General features: G+C 64.7%; 9 protein-coding genes. 4 read left to right on the forward strand and 5 right to left on the reverse strand.

The window, feature by feature from the left end:
- Positions 1 to 81 precede the first annotated feature (81 nt).
- Positions 82 to 5,085: a beta strand repeat-containing protein gene (locus GGR44_RS16840; protein WP_183954948.1), complete on the reverse strand. Its 5,004-nt coding sequence runs from the start codon at positions 5,083 to 5,085 to the stop codon at positions 82 to 84.
- A 141-nt stretch (positions 5,086 to 5,226) separates the two neighbouring features.
- Between GGR44_RS16840 and GGR44_RS07390 the strand changes: the two genes are divergently transcribed.
- The 3 genes from GGR44_RS07390 (at position 5,227) to GGR44_RS07400 (ending at position 7,477) form a co-directional block, all read left to right on the forward strand.
- The gene (locus GGR44_RS07390; RefSeq protein ID WP_183954949.1) at positions 5,227 to 5,649 is read left to right on the forward strand and encodes a lysozyme inhibitor LprI family protein; all 423 of its coding nucleotides are present in this window, start codon (positions 5,227 to 5,229) and stop codon (positions 5,647 to 5,649) included.
- Between the two features lie 45 nt (positions 5,650 to 5,694).
- Positions 5,695 to 6,735 (forward strand): S66 peptidase family protein, encoded by a 1,041-nt coding sequence (locus GGR44_RS07395; RefSeq protein WP_183954950.1) that lies wholly within the window; start codon positions 5,695 to 5,697, stop codon positions 6,733 to 6,735.
- 73 nt (positions 6,736 to 6,808) lie between these two features.
- Positions 6,809 to 7,477, forward strand: coding sequence for a glutathione S-transferase family protein (locus GGR44_RS07400; protein ID WP_183954951.1), 669 nt, complete (start codon positions 6,809 to 6,811; stop codon positions 7,475 to 7,477).
- Between the two features lie 4 nt (positions 7,478 to 7,481).
- On the opposite strand, the gene GGR44_RS07405 is transcribed toward GGR44_RS07400, so the two are convergent.
- From GGR44_RS07405 to GGR44_RS07420, 4 genes are all read right to left on the reverse strand, one after another.
- Positions 7,482 to 7,835, reverse strand: coding sequence for a YciI family protein (locus tag GGR44_RS07405; protein ID WP_183954952.1), 354 nt, complete (start codon positions 7,833 to 7,835; stop codon positions 7,482 to 7,484).
- 137 nt (positions 7,836 to 7,972) lie between these two features.
- Entirely contained in the window at positions 7,973 to 8,395 is a 423-nt protein-coding gene (gene ndk / locus GGR44_RS07410) for a nucleoside-diphosphate kinase (RefSeq protein ID WP_183954953.1), read from the reverse strand.
- A gap of 86 nt (positions 8,396 to 8,481) precedes the next feature.
- Complete coding sequence (locus GGR44_RS07415) at positions 8,482 to 8,919, reverse strand: DNA polymerase III subunit chi (RefSeq protein ID WP_183954954.1); 438 nt, start codon at positions 8,917 to 8,919, stop codon at positions 8,482 to 8,484.
- A complete protein-coding gene (locus tag GGR44_RS07420) occupies positions 8,919 to 10,367 on the reverse strand; it encodes a leucyl aminopeptidase (RefSeq protein ID WP_183954955.1) in 1,449 nt (482 codons plus the stop codon). The genes GGR44_RS07415 and GGR44_RS07420 overlap by 1 nt, the downstream gene beginning before the upstream one ends.
- A gap of 230 nt (positions 10,368 to 10,597) precedes the next feature.
- Here GGR44_RS07420 and GGR44_RS07425 point away from each other — a divergent pair, with 230 nt between their 5' ends.
- Positions 10,598 to 12,793, forward strand: a complete 2,196-nt coding sequence (locus GGR44_RS07425; protein WP_183954956.1) for an LPS-assembly protein LptD — start codon at positions 10,598 to 10,600, stop codon at positions 12,791 to 12,793.
- Positions 12,794 to 12,894: the final 101 nt, after the last annotated feature.

Genomic DNA, 12,894 nt, shown 5'->3' on the forward strand with positions numbered 1-12,894 from the left:
ATCGGGCGATTTACGCCGGACGGCGCTTCATCGCCGTCGCCTGTCGAGGGACGGATCAATCGACCCGCCCCCCTCTTCCCGTCAGATGACCAGAAAATCCGCCTGCGTCAGCGCAAGTCCGGCTGTCAGTCGGGCGAACAGCACCGGGTCCGCCGCCCCCACGCCATCGGCATCGTAGAACAGGAAGCCGCTGGCGCTGTTGTAGATGATGCGATCATCGGCATCCACCGCGCCTGTGCCGATACGCAAGGCCCCCGCCGCAAGTGCGCCCGGCGCGCCCAGTGCGCCATAAACCGCATTGTCCAGCAGGATCAGGTCATCAATGACCGAAAAATCGGTGATGCGGTCGACATTGCCAGCGCCCGCGACGGTATCGAAGACGAACCGGTCCTGCCCGCCGCCGCCGGTCAGCACGTCATTGCCGCCCAGGCCGCGCAATATGTTATGGCCGCTGTTGCCGGCCAGTGTATTCGCCCCGCCATTGCCGGTCGCGTCGATATTGCCTGCGCCCGTCAGATTCAGCTGTTCGACAAAGCGTCCGAGCAGGCTGTAGCTGACCGAAGCATTGATCGTGTCGCTGCCCTCGCCGCTCAGTTCGATGACGTTGTCGCCGACATTGTCGACATAATAAATGTCGTCGCCCAGGCCCCCGGCCATGGTGTCGGCGCCCCGTCCGCCGTCGATGCTGTTGTTACCCGCATTGCCGCGAATCCCGTTGACCAGGCTGTTGCCGGTCGCGTTGATCGCCGCCGTGCCCGTCAGCACCAGATTTTCGATATGCTGCGGGCCGAGCGAAAAGCTGACCGAGCTGTAAACAATATCCGTGCCCTCGCCCGAGGCCTCGATCACGCCATCGCCGGCATTGTCGACATAGTAGACGTCATTGCCCAGCCCCCCGGCCATACGGTCCGCGCCCTTGCCGCCGTCGATCCGGTTGGCAAGCTCGTTGCCCGTGATCGAGTTGGCCAGGCTGTTGCCGGTTGCGTTCGTGGCGAACGCGCCGATCAGGATCAGATTTTCGACATGCTGCGGGCCGAGCACGAAATTCACGGCGCTGTAAACCGTGTCATTGCCCTCACCGGCGAGTTCGACCACGGAGTCGCTTAGATTGTCGACATAATAAATGTCGTCTCCAGCGCCGCCGATCATCACATCGGCGTCGCCGCCGCCGTCCAGCGTGTCGTTGCCGTCCCTGCCTTCCAGCCGGTCATTGCCGGCAAAGCCGGACAAGAGGTTGTTGCCGATATTGCCGATGATCGTCTGCGCCAGATCATTGCCGGCGCCGCTCCAGTCGCCGATCCCGGTCAGGGTCAGCCGCTCCACATGCCGACCGGCCAGCGTGTAGCTGACGGAGGCGAAAATCTGGTCGTCGCCCTCTGCCGCCAGTTCGGTGACAATATCGTCGATGCTGTCGACATAATAGATGTCGTTGCCAAGACCGCCGACCATCGCGTCGTTGCCAGCGCCGCCATTCAATATGTCGTCGCCTTCGCCACCATTGAGGGTGTCGTTGCCGCCATTGCCCAGCAGGCGGTTATTGCCGCTGTTGCCGTTGATCGTTTCGGCCGTGTCGCCGCCAATGCCGTTGATATTGGACCCTCCGACAAGGGTCAGCGTTTCGACGTTGGACCCGGCCAGATTGTAGCTGATCGAGGAGTAAATGGCGTCAATGCCGCCAAAGGCTTCCTCGATCACCCCATCATAGGCGTTATCGACGCTATAGCTGTCATTGCCGTTGCCGCCGGTCATGCTGTCGCGACCGGCGCCGCCATCCAGGAAATCGGCGCCCTCGCCGCCGATCAGCGTGTCGTCGCCATAGCTGGCAGCCGGTGGCGGCGCGATGGCGACGTTGCTGAGCGACACCTGCAGGGTGAAGCTGGCGCCGGCGGCAATCGCTGATCGGGAATATTGCGCAACTTCCAGATAATAGGTTCCGGCAGCCGAAAATGTGACGTTGAGGAAGGAATCGCGGCTCGAAGAACTGCCGCCGCCGCCCAGGCCGGTCGACGCGTCATCGTTGCTGGCCAGGATGTTGCCCGCGCCGTCCATCAGGCGGATGTAGCTGTCGAAACTGGCGCCATCGATGTCGAAGGTCGCCTGATCGCCCGCCGCCAGGATGGTGACGCTGTAATATTTGAACGTGCCGTCGCCGCTGCCCGCAATCGACACATGGCCCTGCGTCGTCGCGTTGGCGATATTGGGGTCGAAGGCGTCCGAAAAGCCGCCCAGCGCCAGAGCCGTCGCAATGGAACTGTTGCCGCTGCCCGCCGGATTGAGGATGGCGCCGGGCGCCGAATCGCCGCGCAGCACATCATTGCCGGCGCCGCCCTCAATAGTGTCGCCACCGCCGCCGCCGATCAGCACATTGGCCTGCGCATTGCCGACCATGTGGTTGCCAAGGGCGTTGCCGATGCCCGAGATCGCCGTCCCCGACAATGTCAGATTTTCAACATTGTCGGTCAGGCGATAATCGACCGATGCACGCACCAGATCGACGCCCTCGCCCACCAGTTCGATGACGACGTCGCCAGTGGAATCGACGATATAGAGGTCGTCGCCCACGCCGCCGAACATCCGGTCGTTGCCCGTTCCGCCTTCCAGCCGGTCATTGCCAGCGCCACCGTCCAGATCATCATCGCCAGCACCGCCCAGCAAGGCGTCGTCGCTGCCATAGCCGCGCAATATGTCGACGCCATCAAGGCCCAGCAGGCGGTCGCCCGCGATGGAGCCGTCCAGCACATCCGCGTCGATGGTGCCTTCCACGGTGATGAGATAGGGCGAGGCGACAGCCTCGCGCAGGGCGTCGACCACATTGTCGGCGCCGGCGGCCATGATGTTGAGCCCGCCATTATTGTCGGAAATCGTCTGGAAGCTGCTCAGCGCGCTCGCGTCGGCCCCTACCAGCACAGTGTAGATTTCTACGGCATGGTTGACGATCGGGCCTGTGCCCGACTGGGTTTCGAAATCGAAGGTCATCACATCGCCATCGGTTCTGACGGTGCTGCCCAGCATGGCGGTGCCGCTGCCGGTCAGGATGTCGCGGGCCAGCGCCTCGACCTGCGCCTGCAACTCGAAATCCCTGGGCGGCGCGTCGCCGAACAACACGATGCGACGGATATTGGCGTCCATGTTCCAACTGCCGATGGCGCCGGACAGCGCGCTGTAAAGGCCGGAATATACCCCCTCCGGTATGTCGCCGCCGCCGCCGACCGAAATGCCGTTGATCGCGGCCAGTGCGGCCGCCTTGCGCTGGGCGGTAGTCGCCTGTTCCGTGAAATTCAGGATCGCCGTCGTTTCGCCCGGATCCTTGTAGCCAACAATTCCGACGCGCGAATCGGCGCCGGAGAGCGGATCGTCGAAAATATCGGCGATCAGGCTGGCCGCCGCCGCCTTGACCGCGGCGATATCGTCGCTCATGCTGCCGGTCGTGTCGATCACGAGCGCCAGGTCGACGCCACCCGTCGGGCAGATGGAGCGACCGACCTCCAGCCGGGACACCTTGTCGCCGAATTGCACAAATTCAACGCCCGTCAGCGTGTCCGTGCCGTCTGCCTGCGTGCCGCGCAAATGCGCGACCGTCCATGTGCCAGTGGTTTCATCATAGCTGATGTCATAATCCGGGCACTGGCCGGAAAAGACCGCGACATCGTCACCCGCACCGCCGTTCAGCGTATCGTTGGCCGCGCCGCCGATCAGCGTGTCGGCGCCATCGCCGCCGCTCAGCGCGTCAATGCCGCCGCCACCGAACAGGATATTGGCCTCGCCATTGCCGGCGATCCGGTCGGCAAGCGCGGTGCCGATGACATTTTCGATGTTGCTCAGCCTGTCGCCCGCCGCATCGCCGCCGGTCGCATTGCCGCTGAGCAACGACACGACGATCCCCGCCGGAGAGTCGTGGTAGGAAACGGTATCCTCGCCAGCCCCGCCGTCCATCACATCCGCGCCGCCGCCGCCCACGAACATGTCGGCCCCGCCGCCGCCCTTCAGCGTGTCGGCCCGGCCGCTGTCGCTTCCATCGACATTGCGGCCGCCGAAGATCAGGTCGGAATCACTCTTGGCCGACCGGTCGACCGTGTTCGCGGCGACCTCCGTCGAGGCTGCCGACGTCAGCGCCGCGACCCAGACCTTGGCGGGGCTGAAATCGGCGAGCGCGCTGCCACGCACCGTCGCGGCGGCGGCAATTTCGGGAAACAGCCGGTCAAAATCGGCAAAGTCGTATACCAGACGCTGGTTTGCCGGGGTCAGCAGGTTCATGGTCGACACAACCGTGCCGAAATCCTGCGACCGCGCTTCAATGGCGGTCAGTTCGGCATTGGCGAGGTTGAAGCCGCCCTGATAGGTCAGGTCATATTGCGCGACCTTGTTTTCGCGCCGCGTCGCCATCTGCAAAGCCTGAAAGGCTTCGGCCTGGCTGACATCATCCCCGTCATCGGGATTGAGATCCTCATAGAGGCCGAAAATATGGGATTCGACATAGCGGCGCTTGGCGATGCCGTTGCTGGCGCTCGCGCCGCCATTGCTGCCATACCGAATCTCGAAAAAGGCTTCGGCCCGGTTGCCGTCCGATATGGCGGTGCGCAGGCCGTTGCCCAGCAACACGCCGGCATTGTTGTAGGCAAGGTCGAACAACACCGCCCGCTCGCGCGAATTGGCGTCGACGCCCGAAAGCCAGTTATCCACCTGCGCCTCATAGCGCGGCGCAATGACGTTGAAGACCGTCCGCACTTCCGCTTCGTCGGCGAAGGAGAAGGTTGCGCGCGCGCCCGGGATGGTTTCGGCGCGCTCGGCCATCACGGCATTGAGCTGGTTGACGAGCGAGGCCGTGGTCGCGGCGTTTTGGATGATGCTGGTCAGGCTGGCGCGAACCGCCGTCTCCCCAGCGCCGATGCCGAGCGCGTTGAACACGGCGTTGCGATTGGCGGTGGAGGTTTCGATATTGAACCCTGCGCCCATGGTGGCATAGGTATCGAACGGATCGATATAGGGCGTCAGTCGGGCCGTGCCGCTGGATTCGAACTGGATGACCATGCCATAAATGGCGTTGGTATAGTCTGCGGCCGATCCCAAGGAATTGAAGCTGATCATAAAGCCCCCCACTCTATCGACCCACATCGGGTCTAGGGGCAAGGGCGAAACATCTCAATAGTAAAATTGAGCAATTGTTAACCATCTATTGTTTCGAACAGGGAATAAATATTGCCACAGACTGCAATAATTCTTCTGACGTTGGCCACACCGGCCCAGGCGCCGAACGAAACGGCCGCCGCCGACCGGGCGGTCGAACAGTGTATCGCGAATGTCGGGCCGGACAGGCTGGCGTGCATCCGGCGGCCCTTCGCCGAATGCGAAGCGGCGACGCCGATGAGCCAGCTTGACAGCAACCATTGTTCGGCGCTGGCGCTGGCCGCGTGGCGGCGAGGGCTGGAGCGACAAACCGAAAATCTGCTGCGCCGGATCGATGCGGCACAGCGAATCCGCATCGGCCAGCTTCAGCAGGGCTGGCGGCGCTGGATGGAGCGCGACTGCCAGTTGCGCGCGCCGCCGGTCGATGCCTCGATCCGCCCCTTCAGCCTGGCCATGTGCCGGGCCGAGCATGTCGCCATCAGAGCGATCCAGCTATCCGGGTGGGAGAATGCGCCGCCCGGGTAATTCCCGCCATTCGCTTGTCCCTGCGTTGATGCTATGCCCGCGCCCATGTTCAATCGCCGCATGATGATGAAAGGCGCATTCGCCGCGCTCGGCGCCAGCGTCCTGCCCGCCGCGCCCGCCCTTGCGGCCATACCCGCGCCGGTGCGCCCGCCCCGGCTGCGCCCCGGCGATACAGTCGGCCTGATCGAGCCGGCGGGCTTTACCGACGACCGGTTCGACCTTGACACCGTGATGGCGGCGATCCGCGCCATGGGGCTGGTTCCCAAACCGGCGGCGCATCTGGCGGGGCGCTATGGCTATTTGGCCGCGTCCGATGAGGACCGCGCCGCCGACGTCAACGCCATGTATGCCGACCCACAGGTGCGCGCCGTGTTCGCCGTGCGCGGCGGATGGGGCTGCGCGCGCATCCTGCCCCGGCTGGATTTCGACATGATCCGCCGCCATCCCAAGCTGCTGATCGGCTTTTCAGACATCACCGCGCTACACCTCGCCTTCGCGGCGAAGGCGGGGTTCACCACCATCCACGGCCCCAATGCGGCGAGCAGTTGGGGCGCCTTCTCCTGGCAGGCTTTCCGCGCGCTCGCCTTTGACGCGGCGATGCCGACCTTCAGCAATCCGACCGAGAAAGAGGATCGCCTCGTGCCCCGCATCGGCTCCATCCGCACATTCACGCCGGGCCAGGCGACCGGGCGGCTGATCGGCGGCAACCTGACAGTGCTGAGCGCGCTGGTCGGCACCCCCTATCTGCCCGACTTCACTGGCGCGATCCTGTTTATCGAGGATGTGGACGAGGCCGAATATCGCATCGACCGGATGCTGACGCAGCTTTCGCTGGCGGGGATATTGGGCAAGGTGGCGGGCGTCGTTTTCGGCCAGTGCGCCAGTTGCCGGTCGACCAGTCCCTCCTATGGCGGCTTCACGCTCAGCCAGGTGCTCGACCAGCATCTGACCCCGCTGGGCGTGCCCGCATGGCAGGGCGCGCAATTCGGTCATGTCGCCGACCAGTTCAGCCTGCCCGTGGGCGTGCGCGCCGAAATAGACTCGGGAACGGGAACGATCCGCCTGCTGGAACCGGCCGTCGCCTGACAAGCCCCCTCGACGCGGCGGCGCATCACCGGCTAAGGAGCGGCGGTCCTTAACATGCAGGGAGCCGCCCCCCATGAAGCTCATCATCGGCAACAAGGCCTATTCAAGCTGGTCGCTGCGCGGCTGGCTCGCCTGCAAATTGTCGGGCCTGCCGTTCGAGGAGGTGACCGTCCCCCTCTATGACGAGGCATGGGAAAAGCGGCGCGAGGGCGACGAGTTCGCGCCATCGTCGGGCAAGGTGCCGATCCTGTGGGACGGCGACATCGTGGTGTGGGACAGCCTGGCCATCGTCGAATATCTCAACGAAAAATCGGGCGGCGACAAATTCTGGCCGGCCGACATGGCCGCTCGCGCCATGGCCCGTTCTATGGCGGCGGAAATGCATTCCAGCTTCGCCGCGCTGCGCCGCGAGCACAGCATGAACATCCGCCAGATATATCCGCCCGCGCCTCCCTCTGAAGCAGTGGCGCAGGACATCGCCCGGATCATGCAGCTATGGGCGGAGGCGCGGGCGCGTTTCGGCGGCGAAGGCGATTTCCTGTTCGGGGAATTCGGCGCGGTCGACGCGATGTTCGCGCCTGTCGTCACCCGCTTCATCACCTATCAACTGCCGGTCGCCCGCTTTGCCGAATCCTATATGCGCGCGATCATCGCCCATCCATGGATGCAGGAATGGATCGGCGGCGCGCAGGCCGAAGACTGGGTGATCGACAAGTTCGAAGCGCCGCCGCAGGCGACGTGAAGCGTTAGCCGTAAAGGGGCCGGACCTCGATCTCGCTCGGCCCCGGCATGGGATTGGGGCAGCGCATGGCCCATTCCATGGCTTCATCCATATCCTTCACGTCCCACAGCCAGAAACCCGCGACCTGATCGCCGCTGGGGGTGAAGGGGCCGTCGATCACGGTGCGTTTCGTCCCGTCAATGGCGATGCGCCTGGCATGAGCGGTGGGCATCAGGCCATCGGCCATCGCCAGAACGCCAGCCGCGCGCAGTTCGTCGTTGAAGCGGCCCATCGCCGCCATCATTTCGCTGGTCCAGGGTTCGGGGGCATGGCCAGCCTCGCTGTCGTCGGTCGCCTTCACGAACACCATCACGCGCATGTCTCGCCTCCCTGAACCGGGGCAGCCTATCCATGGCGCGCGCGCCGGGCGAGCGAAAATTTCCCAGCCCCATGACCAACAAAAAGGGCCGGGATGGCTAATGCCCCCGGCCCCTTTTGCTGCTGTTGTCGCGGCGGTCAGCCGACAATTTCGTCCGGCTTGAAGAAATAGGCGATTTCGATCGCGGCATTTTCTTCGCTGTCCGAACCATGGACCGAATTGGCTTCGATCGATTCGGCCAGTTCCTTGCGGATCGTGCCGTCGTCGGCATTGGCGGGATTGGTCGCGCCCATGATGTCGCGGTTGCGCTTCACGGCGTCTTCGCCTTCCAGCACCTGCACGACGACCGGGCCGGAAATCATGAAGGCGACCAGATCAGCAAAGAAGGGGCGTTCCTTGTGCACGGCGTAGAAGCCTTCCGCCTGTTCGCGGCTCATGCGGATACGCTTGGACGCAACGACGCGCAGGCCGGCTTCCTCCAGCATCTTGGTGACGGCGCCGGTCAGGTTGCGACGGGTCGCGTCCGGCTTGATGATCGAGAAAGTGCGGGTGACGGCCATGAGGGTCGCAAACTCCAGGATGTTGGAAGGATTGCGCGCGCCTTTAGACGGGTCGGCCGCCCCCTGCAAGGGGCGTTAACCGCGCATCATGGCCCCTGCACCCAGCGGCGGCCGTCCTGCCGCCAGAAACGGGGGGTCAGGCCATCGGCCTTGCTGACCATGCGCCAGGCGGCGCGGGCGCCCTCTATCGTTTCGGCATCGAAAAAATAAAAGGCCCTCTCAAACGCCAGAGCCTCGTCGCGCCAGACGCCATCGGCCAGCGCCACGAACCGGGCGCCATTGGCCGCTTCGCAATCATGGGACAGCAGGATCGGCTGGATCGCCTCCCGCCCCTCGCCCGCGCGGCCATGGGCAAGGAAACTCTCCGGCCCCGCCGACCACAGCCCTTGCGACACGGCCGCCAGCCGATCATCATTCCCGGCCACCACCAGCAGCCGCCCGCCGCCGTCGAGCACGCGCGCCGCAATGGCGGGCAGCACCTTGTCGACGGGGTCGCGGCTGAGCTGATAGAAATCGACCTGCATCAGCCCTCATACTGGTCCGCGACGAACCGGTCGAGCAGGCGCACGCCATAGCCGGTCGCGCCCTTGTCCCATGTCGCGCCCGGCTTGTCCGCCCACACCATGCCGGCAATGTCGAGATGCGCCCATTTGACGCCATCGTCGACGAACCGCTTGATGAACTGGGCGGCGGTTATCGAGCCGCCATAGCGCGGGCCAATATTCTTCATGTCGGCGATCGGGCTGTCGATCAGCTTGTTGTAGGCGTCGGACAGCGGGAAGCGCCACAGCGGCTCGCCGCTCGCCTTGCCTGCCGCGGTCAACTGATCGGCCAGGCCATCGTCATTGGCGAACAGGCCGGCATATTCATGGCCCAGCGAGACGATGATCGCGCCGGTCAGCGTGGCGAGGTCGATGATCGTGTCGGGCGCATAGGTCTTCTGCGCCCAGGTGACGGCGTCGCACAGCACCAGCCGCCCTTCGGCGTCGGTGTTCAGCACCTCGATCGTCTGGCCGGACATGGATGTGACGATGTCGCCGGGGCGCTGGGCATTGCCGTCGGGCATGTTCTCAACCAGTCCGCAAATGCCCACCACCCGCGCCTTCGCCTTGCGCCCGGCCAGCGCCATCATCGCGCCCGCGACGGCGCCCGCGCCGCCCATGTCCCACTTCATGTCCTCCATGCCGGGGCCGGGCTTCAACGAAATGCCGCCGGTGTCGAAGGTCACGCCCTTGCCCACGAAGACCAGCGGCCTGGTCTGCGCGCCGCCCGTGCCGTCCCATTCCATGGCGATCAGGCGCGGTTCGCGCACCGAACCCTGCGCCACGCCCAGCAGCGCCCCCATGCCCAGGTCCGTCATCGTCGCCTTGTCGAGCACGGTGATCTTGACGCCCAGAGATTCGAGCGCGCGGCACCGTTCCACGAAACTTTCGGGATAGAGGATGTTCGCCGGTTCCGACACCAGTTCGCGGGTGAAGGCGACGCCCTTCGCCACGGCGGACAGGCGTTCCCACGGCGCGGCGGCGCTGTCCGACACCAGCGTTACCGCGGCCAGCGTGGGCTTCGCCTTTTCGGGCTGACGGGTGCGATAGGTGTCGATCCGCCAGGAGCGCAGCAGCGCGCCCAGCGCCAGATGCGCCGCGCTCTCACCGCTTGTTCCGGCGGGAAGGGTGACGGCGGCATGGGTCGCGCCGCTCACCAGCAGCTTCGCCACCAGCGCGGCCCCTGCCCGTTCCATATCGGCCTGCGCGCCAGCGCCGATCCCGACAAGCAAAACGCGCACCACCCGGCCGCCTTCCTCAACAAAGCTTTCAAAGCTCGCGCCCGCATCGCCCGAAAAGCGCGCCGCGCTTGCCCCGGCCGCCAGCGTCGCCGCCGCCGCCAGCGGCAGTGCATCGAACGCATCCTTCCCCACGGCGAAGACCAGCGTATCGGCATTATCGGGAAGGGACGGGCTGAACGCGATGTCCATGGGATGGCGGCTCCTACAAAATCAGCAAGGAAACAAAACTATGCCTGCCCAGATAGTGCGCCTCGTTCCATCTGGCAAAGCCGTTCGGTCGGATTTCATCGACGCGCCCGCCGCACGGCGATTGCGGCGAAGGCAAAGCGGTGTAATAGGCAGGGAAACCAGTGCCCCGTGCATCAAAGGCCCGTGACTTGCCCCTGCGTCCCTTTCCATCCCCTCTCTTCCCCCTGGCGATGGTCGGCATCGCCATGCCGGGCGTCGCGGTCGCACAGGATTTCAACGAACCGGTCGTTCCCATCGCCGCACCCGACGCGCCCGTGCCGGAAAGCGAGGACCAGATCGGTTTTGCCGCCGACACGCTGACCTATGACGACAATAGCGGCGTGGTCACCGCCAGCGGCAATGTGCAATTGCTGCGCGATGGCAACCGGCTGCGCGCCGACACGGTGGTGTGGGACCGCAACAGCGGCAAGGTGGAGGCGATCGGCAATGTCTCCATCACCGACCCTGACGGCAATATCGCCTATGGCGACAAAGTCGATGTGACCGACACGCTGAAGGATGGCGTGGTCGACAATATGCTCGTCGTGCTCGATTCGGGCGGGCGGCTGGCGGCGGCCAAGGGCAATCGCACCAATGGCGTCTATGTTCTGGATCATGCGGCCTATACCGGCTGTGCGGTGGAGGACCATGACGGCTGCCCCAAGGAACCGACCTGGCAGATCAAGGCGGTCAAGGTCGTCTACAATCCACAGCGCGCGCGCGTCCAATACACCAACGCCACCATCGAACTGTTCGGCCTGCCGCTGATCCCGCTGCCCGGCCTGTCGCATCCGGCGGGGGAAGGGGGCGGCAGCGGCCTTCTGGTCCCCAATTTGCGCTATGACCGCAATAACGGGCTGGAAGTCGCCCTGCCCTATTATTTCAAGCTGGCGCCCAACCGCGACGTGACGGTCACGCCGCACCTCTACAGCGACGTGTTGCCGATGCTGGAGGGCAATTACCGCCATCTGTGGGATCGCGGCGCATATCAGATCACCGGATACGCCACCTATGGCAGCCGCCGCTCCAGCGCCAATCCGACCGCTTCGGCGGAAAAGGATTTTCGCGGCTATATCGACGCCAGCGGCGGCATGCAGCTCAGCCCCGAATGGAGCCTGGCCGGGTCGATCCGCGCGGCGAGCGACCGCACCTTCCTGCGCCGTTACGACATCAACCGGGACGACCGCCTGCGCTCCACCCTGTCGGCGCAGCGCATCAGCCAGAACAGCTATTTTTCGGTCGCCGGATGGGCGGTGCAGACGATGCGTATCGGCGATTCGCAGGGGCAGACGCCGATCGCCCTGCCGCTGATCGACTATCGCCTGCGCCTGGCGGACCCGTTGCTGGGCGGGCAGGTTCAGGTGCAGGCCAACAGCCTGGCGATCACCCGCACCCATGGACAGGATACGCAGCGCGCCTTTAGCTCTTTCGAATGGAATTTGCGGACGCTGACCGGCATGGGTCAGGAACTGACCTTCACCACCTTCCTGCGCGGCGATCTCTATCACAGCGGCGACAATGACCTGACCAGCACGGCCAGCTATCGGGGCGAGCCGGGCTGGCAGGCGCGCGGGATCGCTGCGGCGGCGGTGGATATGCGCTGGCCGTTCATGGGGCAGTTTCTGGGCGGCATCCAGCGCATCACCCCTCGCGTCCAGATGGTCGCGGCGCCGCATCTGGCCAATCTGCGCCTGCCCAATGAAGACGCCCGGGCTGTCGACCTGGAAGACAGCAACCTGTTCTCGCTCAACCGCTTTTCCGGCTATGACCGGTTCGAGGATTCAAGCCGCATCACTTATGGCCTGGATTACAGCTTCACCCGCCCCGGCTGGTCGGTGGAGGCCAATATCGGCCAGAGCTACCGGCTCGACCGGCGCCCCGCCATCCTGCCCGACGGCACCGGCCTGTCCGATCGCATGTCCGACATTGTCGGCCGCACGACCGTGCGGTTCAGGGATTTCGTCGCCTTCACCCACCGTTTCCGTCTGGACAAGGACAGCCTGTCGGTCCGCCGCAACGAGATTGACGCCACTGTCGGCAGCCGCAGCACCTATGCCAAGGTCAGCTATCTGCGGCTCAACCGCAATGCCCTCGCCAGCCTTGAGGATCTGGGCGACCGCGAAGAATTGCGGCTGGGCGGGCGGGTGCAGTTCGCCCGTTTCTGGTCGGTGTTCGGATCGACCGTAGTCGACCTGACCGATGCAAAGGAAGACCCGACCAGCATCGCCGATGGCTATGAACCCGTGCGGCACCGGCTGGGCGTCGCTTATGAGGATGACTGCCTGACGCTGGGCGTGACCTGGCGGCGCGACTATATCGCCAATGGCGACGCCAGGCGCGGGAACAGTTTCCAACTACGGCTGGCTTTTCGCAATCTGGGCATATAGGAACGCAGGCGTTTACGTTCGCTCAGGACTGGTTAAGGCGAACCGGGGCAGTTGGGCGCCGGACCTTTTGGAGAATGACGTCACCGATGAAGCCTGTCTCA

It is taken from the genome of Sphingobium fontiphilum (genome assembly GCF_014196635.1).
Classification (GTDB): domain Bacteria; phylum Pseudomonadota; class Alphaproteobacteria; order Sphingomonadales; family Sphingomonadaceae; genus Sphingobium; species Sphingobium fontiphilum.

Coding starts and splice junctions, on each gene's coding strand:
- GGR44_RS07400 (WP_183954951.1), top strand. CDS start 6,809: ATGAAGCTCATCATCGGCAACAAGGCCTATTCAAGCTGGTCGCTGCGC.
- GGR44_RS16840 (WP_183954948.1), bottom strand. CDS start 5,085: ATGATCAGCTTCAATTCCTTGGGATCGGCCGCAGACTATACCAACGCC.
- GGR44_RS07425 (WP_183954956.1), top strand. CDS start 10,598: ATGGTCGGCATCGCCATGCCGGGCGTCGCGGTCGCACAGGATTTCAAC.
- GGR44_RS07420 (WP_183954955.1), bottom strand. CDS start 10,367: ATGGACATCGCGTTCAGCCCGTCCCTTCCCGATAATGCCGATACGCTG.
- ndk (WP_183954953.1), bottom strand. CDS start 8,395: ATGGCCGTCACCCGCACTTTCTCGATCATCAAGCCGGACGCGACCCGT.
- GGR44_RS07415 (WP_183954954.1), bottom strand. CDS start 8,919: ATGCAGGTCGATTTCTATCAGCTCAGCCGCGACCCCGTCGACAAGGTG.
- GGR44_RS07395 (WP_183954950.1), top strand. CDS start 5,695: ATGTTCAATCGCCGCATGATGATGAAAGGCGCATTCGCCGCGCTCGGC.
- GGR44_RS07405 (WP_183954952.1), bottom strand. CDS start 7,835: ATGCGCGTGATGGTGTTCGTGAAGGCGACCGACGACAGCGAGGCTGGC.